Annotated in this window: 17 protein-coding genes; 6 read left to right on the forward strand and 11 right to left on the reverse strand. The window is 73.3% G+C overall.

Annotated features, from left to right (window positions below):
- From ABLM29_RS20830 to bioB, 3 genes are all read right to left on the reverse strand, one after another.
- The coding region (locus ABLM29_RS20830) for an aminotransferase class I/II-fold pyridoxal phosphate-dependent enzyme (protein ID WP_349716505.1) at positions 1-844 on the reverse strand (844 nt) is incomplete at its 3' end.
- On the reverse strand, positions 841-2,130 hold the full coding sequence (locus ABLM29_RS20835) for an adenosylmethionine--8-amino-7-oxononanoate transaminase (protein ID WP_349716506.1): 1,290 nt from the start codon (positions 2,128-2,130) through the stop codon (positions 841-843). The genes ABLM29_RS20835 and ABLM29_RS20830, both read right to left, overlap by 4 nt.
- On the reverse strand, positions 2,127-3,218 hold the full coding sequence (gene bioB / locus ABLM29_RS20840) for a biotin synthase BioB (RefSeq protein ID WP_349716507.1): 1,092 nt from the start codon (positions 3,216-3,218) through the stop codon (positions 2,127-2,129). The genes ABLM29_RS20835 and bioB overlap by 4 nt, the downstream gene beginning before the upstream one ends.
- 191 nt (positions 3,219-3,409) lie before the next feature.
- Between bioB and ABLM29_RS20845 the strand changes: the two genes are divergently transcribed.
- Positions 3,410-4,219 carry a hypothetical protein gene (locus ABLM29_RS20845; RefSeq protein ID WP_349716508.1) on the forward strand — a complete coding sequence of 270 codons (810 nt, stop codon included), beginning with the start codon at positions 3,410-3,412 and terminating at the stop codon, positions 4,217-4,219.
- A 28-nt stretch (positions 4,220-4,247) separates the two neighbouring features.
- On the opposite strand, the gene ABLM29_RS20850 is transcribed toward ABLM29_RS20845, so the two are convergent.
- Genes ABLM29_RS20850 through ABLM29_RS20860 form a run of 3 tightly spaced genes read right to left on the reverse strand, consistent with a single transcriptional unit; the run spans position 4,248 to position 6,207 of the window.
- The gene (locus ABLM29_RS20850) at positions 4,248-4,862 is read right to left on the reverse strand and encodes a CbiQ family ECF transporter T component (RefSeq protein WP_349716509.1); all 615 of its coding nucleotides are present in this window, start codon (positions 4,860-4,862) and stop codon (positions 4,248-4,250) included.
- A complete protein-coding gene (locus tag ABLM29_RS20855) occupies positions 4,859-5,566 on the reverse strand; it encodes an energy-coupling factor ABC transporter ATP-binding protein (RefSeq protein ID WP_349716510.1) in 708 nt (235 codons plus the stop codon). Before ABLM29_RS20855 ends, ABLM29_RS20850 begins: the two co-directional genes overlap by 4 nt.
- A 29-nt stretch (positions 5,567-5,595) precedes the next feature.
- The gene (locus ABLM29_RS20860) at positions 5,596-6,207 is read right to left on the reverse strand and encodes a biotin transporter BioY (RefSeq protein ID WP_349716511.1); all 612 of its coding nucleotides are present in this window, start codon (positions 6,205-6,207) and stop codon (positions 5,596-5,598) included.
- A 131-nt stretch (positions 6,208-6,338) separates the two neighbouring features.
- Between ABLM29_RS20860 and ABLM29_RS20865 the strand changes: the two genes are divergently transcribed.
- Positions 6,339-6,911, forward strand: a complete 573-nt coding sequence (locus ABLM29_RS20865; RefSeq protein ID WP_349716512.1) for a TetR family transcriptional regulator — start codon at positions 6,339-6,341, stop codon at positions 6,909-6,911.
- Positions 6,912-6,937: 26 nt separating this feature from the next.
- A complete protein-coding gene (gene zwf / locus ABLM29_RS20870; RefSeq protein ID WP_349716514.1) occupies positions 6,938-8,383 on the forward strand; it encodes a glucose-6-phosphate dehydrogenase in 1,446 nt (481 codons plus the stop codon).
- Positions 8,384-8,425: 42 nt separating this feature from the next.
- On the opposite strand, the gene ABLM29_RS20875 is transcribed toward zwf, so the two are convergent.
- The 4 genes from ABLM29_RS20875 to ABLM29_RS20890 form a co-directional block, all read right to left on the reverse strand.
- Positions 8,426-9,157 carry a hypothetical protein gene (locus tag ABLM29_RS20875; protein ID WP_349716515.1) on the reverse strand — a complete coding sequence of 244 codons (732 nt, stop codon included), beginning with the start codon at positions 9,155-9,157 and terminating at the stop codon, positions 8,426-8,428.
- Positions 9,154-10,461, reverse strand: coding sequence for a DUF4437 domain-containing protein (locus ABLM29_RS20880; protein WP_349716516.1), 1,308 nt, complete (start codon positions 10,459-10,461; stop codon positions 9,154-9,156). The genes ABLM29_RS20875 and ABLM29_RS20880 overlap by 4 nt, the downstream gene beginning before the upstream one ends.
- Before the next feature lie 111 nt (positions 10,462-10,572).
- Positions 10,573-12,141 (reverse strand): class I adenylate-forming enzyme family protein, encoded by a 1,569-nt coding sequence (locus ABLM29_RS20885; protein ID WP_349716517.1) that lies wholly within the window; start codon positions 12,139-12,141, stop codon positions 10,573-10,575.
- 53 nt (positions 12,142-12,194) lie between these two features.
- Positions 12,195-13,175 carry a hydroxymethylglutaryl-CoA lyase gene (locus ABLM29_RS20890; protein ID WP_349716518.1) on the reverse strand — a complete coding sequence of 327 codons (981 nt, stop codon included), beginning with the start codon at positions 13,173-13,175 and terminating at the stop codon, positions 12,195-12,197.
- Between the two features lie 61 nt (positions 13,176-13,236).
- Here ABLM29_RS20890 and ABLM29_RS20895 point away from each other — a divergent pair, with 61 nt between their 5' ends.
- From ABLM29_RS20895 to ABLM29_RS20905, 3 genes are read left to right on the forward strand one after another with little or no spacing between them, the layout of a single operon-like run.
- Positions 13,237-14,448: a CaiB/BaiF CoA transferase family protein gene (locus ABLM29_RS20895; RefSeq protein ID WP_349716519.1), complete on the forward strand. Its 1,212-nt coding sequence runs from the start codon at positions 13,237-13,239 to the stop codon at positions 14,446-14,448.
- Between the two features lie 15 nt (positions 14,449-14,463).
- Positions 14,464-15,120, forward strand: coding sequence for an isochorismatase family protein (locus ABLM29_RS20900; RefSeq protein WP_349716520.1), 657 nt, complete (start codon positions 14,464-14,466; stop codon positions 15,118-15,120).
- Positions 15,117-15,728 carry a hypothetical protein gene (locus ABLM29_RS20905; protein ID WP_349716521.1) on the forward strand — a complete coding sequence of 204 codons (612 nt, stop codon included), beginning with the start codon at positions 15,117-15,119 and terminating at the stop codon, positions 15,726-15,728. Before ABLM29_RS20900 ends, ABLM29_RS20905 begins: the two co-directional genes overlap by 4 nt.
- Before the next feature lie 138 nt (positions 15,729-15,866).
- Here ABLM29_RS20905 and ABLM29_RS20910 read toward each other — a convergent pair.
- A partial coding sequence (locus ABLM29_RS20910; RefSeq protein WP_349716522.1) for an MFS transporter occupies positions 15,867-16,600 on the reverse strand: 734 nt, incomplete at its 5' end.

Below are 16,600 nucleotides of genomic sequence, written 5' to 3' on the forward strand. Positions count from 1 at the left end.
CCGGCCGGGCGCGGAGCTGCCCGAGCGCCGCCAGCGCGCCGCCCGCGGCGGCCGGCGCCAGCCCGGTGTCGAAGATGAAGGCCCGCGCGCGGTTCACCAGGTGGTCGCGCACCGCCGCGGGGCCGAGCACCGCCCCGCCCTGGCTGCCCAGCGACTTGGAGAGCGTCGCGGTGACCACGACGTGCGGGTGGCCGGCGAGGCCCTGGGCGGCCACCAGCCCCGGTCCGTGCACGCCGAGGCCGTGCGCCTCGTCGACGACCAGCAGGGCGTCGTACCGCTCCGCGAGGTCGGCCAGCTCGGCCAGCGGCGCCGCGTCTCCGAGCACGGAGTAGACCGACTCGGCCAGCACCATCGCCCGCTCGCCGGCGGCCGCGGCGGCGGCGAGTCCGTCCCGGACGGCGGCGACGTCGCTGTGCGGCACCACCGTGAGCCGCGCCCGCGACAGCCGCACGCCGTCCACCAGGGACGCGTGGATGTGGGCGTCCGAGAGCACCCGCGTGGTCCGGTCCGCCAGGCCCGCGACGACGGCCAGGTTGGCGTGGTAGCCGGTCGAGGTGACCAGTGCGGCGGGCTGGCCGAGGTAGGCCGCGAGCTCGTCCTCCAGCGCCGCGTGCACCGCCAGTGTGCCGGTGACCAGGCGCGACGCGCTGGCGCCGGCACCCCAGGCCAGCGCGGCCTCCGCGGCGCCCCGGGCCACCGCCGGGTCGCGGGCCAGCCCGAGGTAGTCGTTCCCGGCGAGGTCGACCGCCGGGTCGGCGGCGTCGCGGGCGCGCAGGCGCCGGGTGAGGCCCGCCGCCTCGCGCGCCGCGGCCTCGTCGGCGAGCCACCCGTGCCAGCGGCTCATCCGGCCGCCACCGCCGCACCCATGCCGCTCACGAGCCGGTCCAGGTCGGCGTCGCCGATGACGTAGGGCGGCATCGCGTAGACGAGGTCGCGGAAGGGGCGCAGCCACACGCCGGCCCCCAGCGCGGCCTCGGTGGCGGCGGCGACGTCGACCGGGTGGTCGAGCTGGACCACCCCGACCGCGCCGAGCGTGCGCACGTCGGCGACCCCCGGCGTGCCGCGCAGCGGCGCCAGGCCGGACTCCAGCGCGGCCCCGATCCGTCGTACGTCGCCGCGCCAGTCGCCCGCGAGCAGCAGGTCGATCGAGGCCGACGCCACGGCGCAGGCCAGCGGGTTCCCCATGAAGGTCGGCCCGTGCATGACCACGCCGGCCTCGCTGCCGGAGATGCCGCGGGCGACGGCGTCGGTCGTCAGCACGGCGGCCAGCGAGAGGTACCCGCCGGTCAGCGCCTTGCCGACGCAGAGGATGTCGGGCGCGACGAGCTCGGAGACGAACAGGTGGCCGGTGCGGCCGAAGCCGGTGGCGATCTCGTCGAGGACCAGGAGCAGCCCGTGCTCGTCGGCGACCTCGCGGAAGACCCGCAGGCAGGCCTCGGGGTAGGGGTGCATGCCGCCGGCGCCCTGCAGCAGCGGCTCGACAACCAGCGCCGCCAGCTCGTCGGCGTGCTCGGCGGCCAGGGCCCGGAAGCCCACGGCCCAGCGGTCGACCTCGGCCGGCGCGGCGTCGTCCGACGGGGGCCGCTCGCCGAAGACCTGGTCCGGCAGCAGCCCGCGCCACATCGCGTGCATCCCGCCGACCGGGTCGGTCACCGACATGCAGTCGAAGGTGTCACCGTGGTAGCCGCCGAGGACGGTGAGCATCCGGGTGCGCCGGGGGCGGCCGACGCCGCGCTGGTACTGCAGCGCCATCTTGAGCGCCACCTCGACCGCCACGGAGCCGGAGTCGGCGAGGAAGACCCGGTCCAGGCCGTCCGGGGTGATCTCGACGAGGCGCCGGCCGAGGTCGACCGCCGGCTCGTGGGTGAGCCCGCCGAACATCACGTGGCTGAACCGCCCCGCCTGCTCGGTGACCGCCCGGTCCAGCGTCGGGTGCCGGTAGCCGTGGATCGCGGCCCACCACGACGACATGCCGTCGACCACCTCGCGACCGTCGGCCAGCCGCAGCCGCGCGCCCTCGGCTCCGGTCACCAGCCGGACCGGTGCCGGCTCGGTCATCGAGGTGTACGGGTGCCACAGGTGCTCGCGGTCGAAGGCGAGGACGTCGGTGGCGGTCGCCGTGATGCTCATGCGTTGGCGTCGACCTCGGTGCCGGCGCCGCGGCGCCGGATGACCGGCTCGGCCGCGGGGTCGTGCTCGGCGACCGCCGCGTCCGGCTCCTCGGCGCCGAGCACGACGAACCCGTTGTCGCGGATCATCGCGATGTCGGCCTCGGCCGCCTGGCCCTCGGAGGTCAGGTAGTCGCCGAGGAAGATCGAGTTCGCCACCTGCAGGGCGAGCGCCTGCAGCGAGCGCAGGTGCATCTCCCGGCCGCCGGCGATCCGGACCTCGCGGTCGGGGCAGACGAAGCGCGCCATCGCCAGGATCCGCACGCAGCGGGTGGGGGAGAGCTCCCAGGTGTGCTCGAACGGGGTGCCGTCGAAGGGCATCAGGAAGTTCACCGGGATCGAGTCGGACTCCAGTGCCCTGAGCGCGAAGAGCGCCTCGACGAGCTGGTCGTCGGTCTCGCCGAGGCCCGCGATCAGCCCCGAGCAGGGGGAGAGGCCGGCGGCCTTCGCCTTCCCGATGGTGTCCACCCGGTCCTCGTAGGTGTGGGTGGTGACGATCTCGTCGTGGTGGGACTCGGCGGTGTTGATGTTGTGGTTGTAGGCGTCGACGCCGGCGGCCCGCAGCCGCTCGGCCTGCCCGTCCCTGAGCAGGCCGAGGCAGGCGCAGACCTCGACGTCGGGGTAGTTGTCCTTGAGCGCCTCGGTCATCTCCGCGACCCGGTCGACGTCCCGGTCCGAGGGGCCGCGGCCCGAGGAGACCATGCAGACGCGGGAGGCGCCGCCGCGCAGCCCGGCGCCGGCCTGGGTCAGCGTCTCGTCCTTGGACAGCCAGGAGTACTTGAGGATCGGCGCCTCGGAGCCCAGCGCCTGCGAGCAGTAGCTGCAGTTCTCCGGGCACAGGCCGGACTTGAGGTTGACCAGGTAGTTGACCTTGACGGTGTTGCCGAAGTGCGCGCGGCGCAGCCGGGAGGCCGCGGCCACCACGGCCATCAGCTCCTCGTCGGTGCTGCGCAGGATCGCCAGGGCGTCGGCCTCGGTGACGGCGCCGCCGTCGAGGATCCGGGTGGCGAGCTCGTCGAACCGGTCGAGCGGGGTGGGGGTGGTGGTCATGCTGCTCCCTCGGGTGGGGATCGGAGCGGCCGCCCGAGGTGACCCCGAGGCAGACCTGAACGGTGTTCAGGTCATGCACGATAGCCGCCCGGGCGGCGACCCGCCAGCGCGTCTGAGGATGGAGGTGGCGCCGCGCCGTATCCCAAGACCCCTTCGGTCCGTTGTGCAGTCCGAATCAAAGGAGGACTGCCGTGTTGAGGTTCATGATGTGCGTGGGCGCCTTGTGGGCGGTCGCACTTGCCGGGCTCTCCGTGCCTCGCGGCGCGGTCGCGCTTCCGATGCCGGACGCGGCAATCGCCAGTGGAGCCGCTGCGAGGTCGGAACACTCTGAGGCGCGCAGCAGTTCAGGCGCCCACTGGCAGGCCTGGGACAAGGCCTTACATGCGTCGGTTCGCATCAAGGTGTACGTGGAACTGCACGATCCCATCGGCAAGCGGTACGTGGGGGACGCGGTCGCGCAGACGTACAAGCGCAAGATGTTGAACGATGGTGACGCGGAGCTCGACTATTGGCAGATCGCACGCCATGTCGTCGGTCGGCCGAGTGGTGACGAGTTGCTCAGCGCCCGTGTCAAGAAGATCTGGGCATCACAGCAGCTGACAGTCGAGGCTGAATCCCACGCTCGGGAGTGGCTGTGGCGCAGGACGAAGCCGAAGGCCAGCTTCTCCGATTGTGCGGATGGTGTCGAGGTGTCCGTCGGCGTATTCACCTTCGTTCCCGGCGACTGTTCGGAGTACGACGTGTGGACCGGCGCCATCGGGCACCAACGCATCGCGATGGATCAAGGCAGCATTGTGAGCGGCTACGGGCAGCGGGCAGCGGCTTATGTCTCGGGGTTCACGATGGAACAGGGGAGCGGACCGGCCGCGACGTGGTACGAGTTCGTCACCTTCAAGATCGGCAACGAGGCTGTTCCCAACGTCAACCTGAAGTGCGCGAAGCGGATCCGAGGCAAGCCCGGCAAGACCGTGACCCGTAAGTGCGTCATCGACCCCTACTGACCGGCCAGGCCCCGTTGTCACGCGGTCGCTAGACGGCGTCGCCGAGTCCGCGGGCGTGGAGAGCGTCGCCGGTCTCGATCGAGCGGGCCACGACCCGGATCACGAACGGCGTCAGGTAGGCGCGGGGCTGGCGGCCCAGGCCGCGGGCGACCGCGGCGTCCCGCGTCTCGCGGGCGATCGCCAGGGTGCCGGGCAGGGCGCCGATGGCGAGCGCCAGGGCGAGCGCGACCCGCTCGGTGTCGATGCCGAACCGGCCGAACGGGTGCAGCCAACGGACCACCGCGTCCAGCATCGCGTTGACGGGCGTGGTGGCGGTCAGCGCCACGGCGGCGAGCGCCAGCGTCACCAGGTCGACCGTCGTCTCGATCGCCTTGGCCGGCCCGTACCACCACCACTGCAGCGCGCTGGCGACCAGCGCGACCAGCAGGACGCCGCGGGTCGCCCGAGCCAGGGTCGCCAGGCGGATCCGGGCCACCGCGACGAGGAGCATGGCCACGCCGAGGAAGGCGAAAGCGGCGACGACGTCGCGGACGACCACGACGCTGACGCTGAGCGCCATCAGTCCCAGCACCTTGGGGCCGACCGGCATCCGGTGCAGGACGGAGTCGCCGGGCTGGTGCGCCCCGACCAGGACCTGGCTCACCGGGCGTCCTCGGTCACCGAGGCGACGTAGTGCTCGACCGCGCCGTCCGGTTCGCCGTCGAACGTCACCCGGGCGTCGGCGACCACCAGCACCCGATCGCAGCGCCGCGCGAGGTCGAGGTCGTGGGTGACCAGCAGCAGCTGCTGGTCGAGGCCGAGCAGCCGGTCGGCGATCCGCCGCGTGTTGGCCAGGTCGAGCAGCGTGGTCGGCTCGTCGGCGACGACGATCGACGGCTCGACGGCGAGCACGCCGGCCAGCGCCAGCATCTGCTTCTGCCCGCCCGAGAGCGAGTGCACCGAGTCGTGCGCGTGGTCGGCGAGGCCGATCCGATCCAGCACCTCGAGCGCCCGCTGTCGGCGTCTCCGCGCCGAGCGCACATGCCGGCGCAGCGACAGCTCGACGTCCTCGACGCAGGTTGGCATCACCAGCTGGGCGGAGGGGTCGGTGAAGCAGAACCCCACCCGGCGTCGTACGGCGGCGGCGTCGGTGCGCAGGTCCAGCCCGTCAACCCGGACGGCGCCGCCGGTGGGCTCGACCAGCCCGTTGAGCAGCCGCGCGAGCGTGGACTTCCCCGATCCGTTGGCGCCGATCACGCCGATGCGCCGCTCCGTCAGCGTGAGCGTGGTCGGGGCCAGGATCGTCCGCTCCGTGCCGTCGCCGCCACGGACGACGACCTGCGCGCGGTCGAGCTCGATCCGTGCCATGCCCGCGTTGCCCGTCCTGCCCGATGCCGTCAGTCGCGGGCGAGCAGCCGCGGGAAGGCGCGGTGCACCTCGGCCGCGATGAGCGCCACGAAGGTGGTCTTCACGATGTCGCCGAGCCAGTACAGCGTGTCGATCTTGAGCGCCTCGACGAAGCTGATGTCGAAGTAGAGCTTCAGTCCGACGATGCCCATCGGGTGGACGACCAGGATGCTCGCGGCCGCCGCGCAGGCGAAGACGAAGATCGCCCGGGTGCGCCGCTCGCGGGCGACGTAGGCGACCAGGAAGCCGGCCAGCAGCGCGGCGAAGGGGAACGAGAGCAGGTAGCCGCCGCTGGGGCCGGTGAAGACCCCCAGGCCCGAGGAGTGCTCGGCGAAGACGGGGAGACCGATCGCGCCGAGTGCGAGGTAGAGCGTGACCGAGAGGAAGCTACGGACCGGGCCGAGCAGGCAGCCGGTCAGCGCCACGGCGAAGGTCTGCAGGGTGATCGGCACACCGGCGCCGCCGACCGGGATCGCGCCGATGAAGGCGCAGGCCGAGATGAGCGCCGCGAAGCTGGCGATCAGGGCGAGGTCGGTGGTGCGGCGGCGATCGGGGCCGCCGGTGACGTCGCGGGGCTGGTCGTCGGTGGTCTGCGTGGTCACGCGCGTGGCCTTCCGGTTGGCGTGGGCCGCTCGTACCTGAACGGCGTTCAGGTCGGTAGCGTACGGTGCATGGCGCGCGGACGCGGAACGGGGGACGACATGTGGTCGCCGAGGGGCGGGGGTGCGGAGCGGTGAGGTACCGGCGTACCGACCTGGTCGACCGGGCGGTCGGGGTCCTGGACGAGGTCGGGGTCGACGCGCTCTCGATGCGCCACCTCGCGGCCGACGCGGGCGTGCAGCCGAGTGCGCTCTACCACCACTTCGCCAACAAGCAGGCGCTGCTGGACGCGGTCGCCGACCGGATCCTGGAGCTGGGGCGGCGCGGCACCGAGATCGTCACCTGGGAGTCCGAGCTGCGCCTGATCTGCGCCGAGCTGCGCGACGCGATGCTCGCCCACCGCGACGGCGCGGTGCTGATCAGCCGCGTCCACGCCCTCGGCGGCGGCGCGCAGGAGCCCGAGCGGCGGATGCGCGACGCGCTGCTGCGCGCGGGCGCCGAGGAGGCGCTGGCGCGGGTCGGCGCGCGCACCCTGCTGCACTTCGTGCTCGGCCACGTCGGCCAGGAGCAGGCCCGCGGCGCCGGGGCGGGGAGCCCGGGGGAGCGGGACGACTTCGCGCTCGGGCTCGGCCTGGTGCTCGAGGGACTCGCGGTGTCGGTGCGCGGGTCCGGCACCGCGACGTTCGCCCCTCGGTATTCTCGCTGAAACATCGAGGAGGCACCGTGGACGACATGGCCCAGAAGACCGCGAAGCCGGTCACCGTCGTGCTGTTCGGCGCGACCGGCGATCTCGCTCGCCGCAAGCTCCTGCCGGGGCTCCTCCACCTCTTCCAGTCGGGTCTGCTCCGCGACCTCCAGGTCGTCGGCACCTCGCTGGAGGAGCACACCACCGAGTCCTTCGTGGAGTTCGCCGCGGAGTCGGTGCACGAGTTCTCCGGCGACGACGGCGACATCGACGGCTGGCCCGAGTTCTCCCAGCGGCTGCACTGGGCCCCGGGCGCCGAGGGCGCCGCCGGGCTGCGCGCCGCGGTGGAGAAGGCCGAGGACGAGTACGACACCCCGTGCACGCGGCTGCACTACCTGAGCGTGCCGCCGAAGGCCGCGCTCGCCGTGGTCCAGACCCTCCAGGACGCCGGGCTCTCCGAGGGCAGCCGGATCGTCATGGAGAAGCCGTTCGGCGTCGACCTCGCGACCGCCAAGGACCTCAACCGGCACCTGCACAGCGTCTTCGACGAGTCGCAGATCTACCGGATCGACCACTTCCTCGGGAAGGAGGCGGCCCAGAACATCCTCGCGTTCCGGTTCGCCAACGGCCTGTTCGAGCCGATCTGGCACCGCAACAACATCGACCACGTGCAGATCGACGTACCCGAGGAGCTCGGGCTCGAGCAGCGCGCCGACTTCTACGAGTCGACGGGCGCGTACCGCGACATGGTCGTCACCCACCTGTTCCAGGTGCTGGCGTTCACCGCGATGGAGCCGCCCACCTCGCTGACGCCGGACGCGATCAACGAGGAGAAGAACAAGGTCTTCCGGTCGATGACGCCCATCGACCCCGCCAACGTGGTCCGCGGGCAGTACGCCGGCTACCGCGACATCCCGGGCGTCCGGCACGACTCCGACACCGAGACGTTCATCGCCATCAAGTGCTACATCGACAACTGGCGCTGGGCCGGCGTGCCGTTCTTCCTGCGCACCGGCAAGCGGATGGCCGAGGGGGCGCGGATCATCTCGATCGCGTTCAAGGAGCCCCCGCGGTCGATGTTCCCCAAGCACTCCGGGGTGGGCGACCACGGTCCCGACCACCTCACCTTCGACCTGGCCGACCAGGCGAAGATGTCGCTCTCCTTCTACGGCAAGCGGCCCGGCCCCGGCATGCGCCTGGACAAGCTGTCGATGCAGTTCGCGATGAAGGACACCAGCTGGGCCGGCTCGGTGCTGGAGGCCTACGAGCGGCTGATCTACGACGCCGCGCGCGGCGACCGGACGCTGTTCACCTCCGCCGACGGCATCGAGCGCCTCTGGGAGGTCTCGGCGCCGCTGCTGGAGAACCCGCCGATCATCCGCCCGTACCGCCAGGGCAGCTATGGGCCGAACCAGATCCACCAGCTGGTCGCGCCGTACGCGTGGCGGCTGCCGTTCGAGCGCGAGTGGCGCCAGCCGGACTCGTTCACCTGAGCCGGCCGGCCCCCGTACGGCGAGGGGCCCGGCCCCACCGCGTCAGAACGCGGTGGAACCGGGCTTGATGACACCGAGGGCCGCCGCGACCAGGACCAGCGTCCAGATCGCGTAGACCCAGGGCTCGCACCGCCGGATGGAGCCGAGGATCGCCCGCTCCACGTCGGGGGTGGAGCCGCCCGTGACCAGGTGCCCGAAGGCCGGCCCGAACGGCAGCAGCTGGCGCCGGATCATCACGCCGCTGAAGATGCAGAGGCCGTAGGCGACGACCTTCGCGCCGAGCCACTTCGGGTTGGTGTCGACCCCGAACGGCTCGGCCGCGAGCAGCGCGTAGGCGCCGGCGCCGACCAGGCCGGCGCTCAGCGCGTAGCGCACCGCCAGGTCCGCCCGCTGGGAGAACCGCGCCAGCGGGGTGTCCCCGCCGCGGTAGTCGATCAGCGACACCGTGAGCCAGGCGAGCCCGGCCACCCAGACCAGCGCGAGCAGCCAGCCGTGGACGAAGAACTCGTCGCCGAGCGGCCCCCACGCCATCAGCGTGATCCCGCTGGGCAGGAAGAGCACCAGCGAGATGCGCGGCGCGATGTCGACGCCGTGCATGATCTTCGTCGACACCGCCCGCGCCTCCGGGCCCAGGTCGGACTTCAGGATGTAGCGACTGGCGTAGTACACGCCGACGTCGCCGCCCAGCCAGTAGGCGAAGAGCACGACGTGCAGCAGCACCGCCAGGCTGTGGCCGTTGAAACCGTGGACCGCCTCCATCGCCGCGCCGGTCACATCCCGTCGCCGTCCCAGCGGCCGCGCGAGCGGCTGCGGACGGGCAGGCTGGAGATGATCGGGGCCGGGATCGGGTCGCCGTCCTTCCAGGCGACGCGGGTGCCCCAGTTGTGGGCGTGCTCGCCGGTGCGCTCGTCGGGGTGCTCGACGGCGCGGCCGCTCCAGCCCCAGTCGAGGTCGATCACCTCGCGGGCGGGCTCGGCCACCTCGTGCTCGTGGTCGTGCCCGTGGTCGTGGTCGTGGTCGTGCCCGTGGTCGTGCTCGTGACCGTGGTCGTGGTCGTGCCCGTGACCGCCCTGGAGCTGCGCGGCGTCCATCGCCTTCATCATCGCGACGATCGACGGGTCCGCGCCGCTGCCCTGGTGCTTGACCGGCGAGTTCTGCTGGCCCTGGTCGACCTGGAACTGCCAGGCGGCGGTCATCTGGCGCATGTCCTCCTCGGTGCGCCACGGCGTCGCCAGGTCGTGGGTCGAGGACGACCAGCGGGTCGGCGGGTGCGGCTCCTCGTCGAGGCCCTCGGCGGTGTAGTTGACGCCGTCGCCGCCCCAGCGCACCCACTCGTTCTGGGTGTACCAGTTCTTCAGCTCGCCGTCGGAGCGCAGCAGCCAGGTGGCGCCGCCCTCCATGGTGGTGAAGTGGCCGTGCTTCACCCGCGCCGGGCGGAAGAAGTAGGTGCCCAGGTCCAGGGTGCCGAAGTTGTACTCCATGTGGCCCTGGGTCGTGTAGGCCTCCTCGTAGCACGGGTGGTGCGCGAGGCGGTGGTCCGACCAGCCCTCCTGGGCGTGCACCAGGCGGGTGTAGAAGCCGGTGACCGGGTCGACGTGCAGGTACTTGATGAAGAGGCCGGGCATCGGGCCCGGGTTGGGCACGGCATCCCACTTCATCGCGTCGGAGTCGATGACGATGACGTCCTCGCGGGCGTCGGCCCAGGCGGTGGCCCCACCGAGGGAGTCGACGGCGTCGAACCCGGCGTCGCCGTACTCGCGGTAGTGCAGGAGCTTCGAGCCTTCGGCGACCTTGATGTAGTCGGTGGGCACGCCCTTCGGGGCGTAGACGTAGCCGCCCTTGCCGATCCTGCGGCCGCCGTAGTCGATCTCGCCCGCGAGCACGTAGTACTCGGTGTTGGCGTGGTGGATGCCCGGGCCGCGGCCCCAGTCGGTGTGGAAGTCGACGCGCAGCGAGGAGGAGCCGTCCTCCTCGTCGACGGAGAGCCGGCGCTCGCTGGCGCGGCCCTCGCCGCCGGGCAGCTCGGCGCCGTGCCAGACGTAGTCGTCTTCCTGAATGAGCTCGACGTGAGGTCGCAACGTAGTCCTCCGGGGGTAGCAGTGTCGACTGAGAATATATGATATCGACTCGGTGGGGAGCGATACGGACCCGCCGAACGGATCCGGTTGGGTACGCCGGCGCGCGGCGCGTCAGGCGGCGGGATCCGCCGGCGGGGCGAGGTCCCGCTTGACGACCTTGCCGCCGGCGTTGCGGGGCAGCGCGGCGGCGACGTACCAGCGGCGCGGGACCTTGTAGCCGGCCAGCACGTCGCGGCAGTGGGCCTCGAGCGCCGCCGGGTCGAGGCTCTGGCCGGCGCGCAGCACCACGTGGGCCACCACGGTCTCGCCCCAGGCCTCGTCCGGCTCGCCGACCACCGCGCTCTCCAGCACCGACGGGTGGCCCGCCAGGACCTCCTCGATCTCGCGCGGGTAGACGTTGGTGCCGCCGGAGATGATCAGGTCCTTCTTGCGGTCCACGATCGAGACGAACCCGTCGGCGTCGCGCACCGCGATGTCGCCGCAGGTCACGAAGCCGTCCTCGGTGGTGCAGGCGGCGGTCGCGTCGGGGTCGTCGAGGTAGCCGTTCATCAGGTACGGCGACCGGCTGAACAGCTCGCCGGGCTCGCCCGGGGCGACGGGCTCGCCGGCCTCGTCGACGATCCGCACCTCGGTGTGGAACCACGGGTGGCCGACCGAGCCGGGCCGGCTGCGCATGTGGCTGGGCCGCAGGTTGGTGATGATCCCGGACTCGGTGGAGCCGTAGAGCTCGTGCACACCGCAGGCCGGGAACGCCTCCATCACCCACTGCTTGAGCGCCCAGGGGAGCGCGGCGGCGTTGAAGTAGAGCGTGTCCAGGCTGGACAGGTCCCGGGCGGCCAGGGCCTCGGGCCCGAGCGCCCGCAGGCCGTGGGCGTGGGTCGGCACCAGGAAGGCCGACTGGACGCCGTCGCGCTCGACCAGGTCGAGGAACTCGGTGGGGTCCCAGCGGCGCAGCATCGACACCGTGCCGCCGGTGTAGACGGGCGCGTAGCCGAACGCGAAGCCGGCGCCGTGGTACATCGGCGCCACCGCGGCCGAGACGCGCCCCGTGCCCAGCCCCCACTCCAGCGCGCTCATCGTGAAGGTCAGCGCGCGGCTGCGGTGCGAGATGAGGACGCCCTTGGGTCGCCCGGTCGTGCCGGAGGTGTAGGTGATGCAGAACGGGTCGCGCTCGTCGACGACCACGCCGGGATCGGCCGGGTCCGCGGCGGCGAGGGCGTCCTCGTAGGCGGCCGCGCCCACGGCTGCGGCGTCGCCGATCGCGACCATCCGGTCGGCCACCGCCGCGCCAGCGCCCCCCGCCGCGACCGCCTCCGTGACGACCGGGGCCAGGGCCGAGTCCAGCACCAGGGCGCGCGCGCCGCTGTGACCGAGGATGAAGCCGGCCTCGGCCGGCGTCAGCCGCGGGTTGAGCGGCACCATCACCAGGCCCGCCTTGGCGATCCCGGCGGCCACCTCGGGATACTCCGCGCGGTTGCCCAGCAGCACCGCCACCCGCTCGCCCGGCGCCAGGGCCAGCGACCGCAGGTGGTTCCCGAGCCTGCTGGCCCGGTCGTCCGCCTCGGCGAAGCTCAGGCGGCGATCGCCGTCGACGACCGCGACCGCGTCGGGGGTCGCGTGCGCGAACTCGCGCAGGCCGCTGACGATCGAGAGCGGTGCTCCGCCGGGGTGGATGGCCATGGGCGTCTCCTCGGTGTCGGTTTCGGTGGGTGTCGGTTTCGGTGGGTGTGCGGTCAGGCGCGGGACGGCGCGGGGAAGCCGCCGGCGCGGCCGAGCATCGCCGGCGCCCGGTCCAGGCCGAGCTCCTCGGCGATCCAGGTGCCGGTGCCGGCGATCGCGGGCGCGTCCAGCGGCGCGCCGGGGAGCTCGGAGCGGACCGCGATCCCCGAGCGGTCCAGCAGGTAGAGCAGGTCCTCGGTGGCGATGTTGCCGGTGGCGCCCGGCGCGAACGGGCAGCCGCCGATGCCGCCGGTGGAGGCGTCGAGCGCGGTCACGCCGGCCTCGACTGCGGCCAGCGCGTTGGCGTAGCCGGTGTTCCGGGTGTTGTGGAAGTGCGCGCGCAGCGGGACCGCGGCGTCGAGGGCGCGCAGCCCGGCGGCGATCGCCGTCACCTGGGCCGGTACGCCGACGCCGATCGTGTCCGCGACCGCCAGCTCCGCCGGGCCGCCGGCGAGGCAGCCGCGGGCCACCTCGAGCACGCGGTCGACGGGCACCTCGCCGTCGAACGGGCAGCCGAAGGCGGCGGCGATCATCACCGTCGCCGGGATGCCCGCGTCGTGCGCGGCGGCCGCGATCTCGGTCCACGCGGCCACCTGCGCGGCGGTGTCGACGCCCTGGTTGCGCACGGCCAGCCCGTCGGAGGCGACCACCACCACGGTGACCTCGTCGCAGCCGGCGGCCAGGGCGCGGTCGAGCCCGCGGCGGTTGAGCACCAGCCCGTTCCGGCGCAGCCCCGGCTCGTCGCGCAGGGCGGCCAGCACCTCCTCGGCGTCGGCCATCTGCGGCACCCGGTCCGGGCGGGCGAAGGCCGTCACCTCGACCCGCCGCAGCCCGGCGGCCACGCTCCGTCGTACCAGCTCGACCTTGGTCTCGGTGGGCAGCAGGCGGCGTTCGTTCTGCAGGCCGTCGCGCGGCGCGACCTCGACGATCTCGACCGTTCCGGACGGGGTGGCGGGGGGCGTGGCGGGGGAGGTGGCGGGGGACTCGGGGCTCACGGGGCGTTCCATTTCTCCGGGGACCTTCTCCGGCTCATCGTATCGGATATATGATCTGGCTATGACTGCGATGCACGAGGGTGGGGCGCTGGCGGGTCTGCGGGTGATCGAGGCGGGCCAGCTGCTCGCCGGACCGTTCGCCGCCACGCTGATGGGGGACCAGGGAGCGGACGTCATCAAGGTAGAGCCGCCGAAGGTGGGCGACCCGATGCGCCAGTGGGGCCGGGAGAAGTCCGACGGCTCCTACCTGTGGTGGCCGGTCGTCGGCCGCAACAAGCGCTCGGTGACGCTCAACCTCCGCGAGGTCGCGGGGCAGGAGCTCTTCCTGGAGCTCGTCCGCGGCGCCGACATCGTGATCGAGAACTTCCGCCCGGGCACGATGGAGAAGTGGAACCTCGGCTACGAGCGGCTGCGCGAGGTCAACCCGCGGATCATCCTGGTCCGCGTCAGCGGCTACGGCCAGACCGGCCCCTACTCCTCGCGCGCGGGCTACGGCTCGATCGGCGAGGCGATGGGCGGGCTGCGCTACATCACCGGCGAGCCGGACCGGCAGCCCTCGCGCACCGGCATCTCGATCGGCGACTCGCTGGCCGCGATGCACGCCTGCATCGGCGCGCTCGCCGCCGTGCGGCACCGCGACGTCACTGGTGAGGGCCAGGTCGTCGACAGCGCCATCTACGAGGCGGTGCTCGCGATGATGGAGAGCACCGTCACCGAGTGGGACGTCCAGCGCTACCAGCGCGAGCGCACCGGCGCGGTGCTGCCGAACGTGGCGCCCAGCAACGTCTACCCGACCGCGGACGGCCAGCTGATCCTGATCGCGGCCAACCAGGACTCGGTCTTCGCCCGGCTCGCCGAGCTGATGGGGGAGCCCGAGCTCGCCGCCGACGGCTCGCGGTACGCCGGCCACGCCGGCCGCGGCGAGCACCAGGCCGAGCTCGACGACTACATCGGGGTGTGGACCGCCAAGTACGACGCCGACGCCCTGCTCGCGCTGCTGCACGAGGGCGGCGTCCCGGCCGGCCGGATCTACAAGGCCGCCGACATGCTCACCGACCCGCACTTCGAGGCCCGCGAGGCGATCGTCCGCGTGCCGGACCCGACCTTCGGGTCCCTGGCGATGCAGAACGTGGTGCCCAAGATGTCCGGCACGCCCGGCTCGATCCGCTGGACCGGCCCGGGCCTCGGCGAGCACAACGACGAGGTCTACGGCGACCTGCTCGGGGTCGACCCCCAGCGGCGCGCGGACCTGGTCGAGCGCGGCGTGATCTGACCGATGGGCGCCGCGATGAGCGAGGGCGGTGCGGTCGAGCGGGCCGAGGACTACTCCGGCGCCGGCTTCCTCGGCCGCGTCGGCGGCGGGCCCCGCCCGGCGGTGGTCGTCGTCGACGTCTGCCGCGCCTACCTGGCCGACGGTCCGTTCAGCGACGACGCGGGCCGCTTCGAGGCGGCCCGGTCCAGCGCCGAGCGCGTCGTGGAGGCGGCCCGCGCCGCCGGCCACCCGGTCGTCTTCACCCAGGTGGTGCTGGCGCCCGGGGCCGCCGACGCCGGCTGGTTCGCGGTGAAGGTGCCCGGGCTGGTCGCCTTCGAGGCGGGCTCGCCGTACGGCGACTTCCCGGCCGCGCCGGCGCCCGGGCCCGGCGAGCTGGTGGTGACCAAGCAGTACGCCTCGGCGTTCTTCGGCACCTCGCTCGCCTCGTCGCTGCGCGCCCGCGGCGTCGACACCGCCGTCGTACTCGGCTTCTCCACCAGCGGCTGCGTCCGGGCCACGGCGCTGGACGCGCTCCAGCACGGCTTCCGCCCGCTGGTGGTCCGCGACGCCTGCGGCGACCGCGAGCCCGCCACCCACGAGCAGAACCTCTTCGACCTCGACGCCAAGTACGCCGACGTCGTGACCGAGTCCGAGATCCTCGTCTACCTCAAGGAGCAGGGAGCACCCCGATGACCGACACCGCCCAGCCGACCGCCGACGCGGTCCTCACCGTCGACCTGGACGCCACCGACCTGACGTGGGCCGAGCACCGGATCGCCGGGGCCGAGCAGCCGGCCCGGATCGCCCTGCTGCGCGCCGACGCCGAGCGCGGGACCCGGACCGTGATGGTGCGCTTCCCCGACGGCTGGACCCGCGACGCCGTGGGCAACCAGCCCGCGGGCGAGGAGATGGCCATCCTCGACGGCGAGCTGCGGATCAGCGGCCTCGTCGGTGCCCCCGGTCAGATGCTGGTCATCGAGCCGAGGGCGACCCGGTCCGCGACCTCCACCGCCGACGGCACCCGCGCCGTCGTCTGGTTCTCCGGCGCCGGCGGCGGCTGGGCCGACGGCGAGGCCGAGGACGCCGGCTCGATGGAGCTGCTCAGCGTCGAGGCCGGGCTGGAGCGCCCCGCCCGTCCGGGGTTGAACGGCGCGGTCGCCCTGGTCGAGGAGGCCGCCGGCGCGGTCTTCGACGTCGACGCCGACGTGCTCTGGCCCGACGCCCGCCGGTGGGCCTTCGTCCCCGCCGGCACGGCCGCCCCCGCCCTCGAGGGCCCGGCGATCGTGCACACCTGGTCCTGACCCCTCACTGCGCGAGTTGGGGGAAAACGACCTGCGAGTTGGGGGAAAGCGACCTGCGAGTTGGGAGGCAACTCCGGACTCGAGGGTCGTCTACCCCCAACTCGCAGGTCGTTTTCCCCCAACTCGCGGATCGCGGGGTCAGCGGGTGGCGGCCAGGTCGTCGTCGTAGGCGGCGCGTGCCCGGGTCAGCACGACCACGGCGGCGAAGAGAGGCGGCAGCAGGCCGAGCATGGCCAGCGACAGCGAGTCCATCAGGTCCGACAGCAGGCCGATCAGGAACGGGCCGAAGGCGCCGCCGAGCGTGGTGAGGAACTGCAGCAGCGCGAAGCCCATGCCGCGGCTGGCCACCGGGACGACGTCCGCGGCGGCCGCGGTCAGGTTCGGGATCGCGCCGGCGAACCCGGCGCAGGCGATCGCGATCATCCCGACCCGGAGCGGTACGCCGGGGAGCAGCACCGCCAGCGTGAGGCCGGCCGTGCCGACGGTGAGGAACGCGCCGGCGACGCGGATCCGCCAGCCGCCGGCCGTCGCGCGGTCGCCGAGGCGGCTGCCGAGCAGGATGCCGACGACGATCCCGGTGCCGCCGACGCCGCCCGCGAGGCCGGACGCGGCGTCGTACCCGAGGCCCTCGGTGCGCTCGAGGAACGTGGGCAGCCAGTAGAAGATGCCGGCGACGCCGAGGGACAGCAGCGCCTGTGCCGCGATCACGCCGCGCAGCGTGGCGATCCCGAGCAGCCGGCGGGCGTCGGCGACGATCGAGCCGCGCAGGTCGTGGGCGGGGGCGTGGGAGAGCACGGCCTCGGCGTCGGCACCGTCGGCGTCCGTCGCGGCGGTGCCGCGCAGCCGGTCGATCCGGTCGCCGAGCCCGCGCA

Origin of the sequence: Nocardioides sp. YIM 152588 (assembly GCF_040191335.1) — a bacterium.
Taxonomy (GTDB): domain Bacteria; phylum Actinomycetota; class Actinomycetes; order Propionibacteriales; family Nocardioidaceae; genus Nocardioides.

Bases quoted from the DNA above. Each gene is read 5' to 3' on its own strand.
- ABLM29_RS20835 (WP_349716506.1), bottom strand. From the start codon at position 2,130: ATGAGCATCACGGCGACCGCCACCGACGTCCTCGCCTTCGACCGCGAG.
- bioB (WP_349716507.1), bottom strand. From the start codon at position 3,218: ATGACCACCACCCCCACCCCGCTCGACCGGTTCGACGAGCTCGCCACC.
- ABLM29_RS20855 (WP_349716510.1), bottom strand. From the start codon at position 5,566: ATGGCACGGATCGAGCTCGACCGCGCGCAGGTCGTCGTCCGTGGCGGC.
- zwf (WP_349716514.1), top strand. From the start codon at position 6,938: ATGGCCCAGAAGACCGCGAAGCCGGTCACCGTCGTGCTGTTCGGCGCG.
- ABLM29_RS20885 (WP_349716517.1), bottom strand. From the start codon at position 12,141: ATGGCCATCCACCCCGGCGGAGCACCGCTCTCGATCGTCAGCGGCCTG.
- ABLM29_RS20895 (WP_349716519.1), top strand. From the start codon at position 13,237: ATGACTGCGATGCACGAGGGTGGGGCGCTGGCGGGTCTGCGGGTGATC.
- ABLM29_RS20900 (WP_349716520.1), top strand. From the start codon at position 14,464: ATGAGCGAGGGCGGTGCGGTCGAGCGGGCCGAGGACTACTCCGGCGCC.
- ABLM29_RS20905 (WP_349716521.1), top strand. From the start codon at position 15,117: ATGACCGACACCGCCCAGCCGACCGCCGACGCGGTCCTCACCGTCGAC.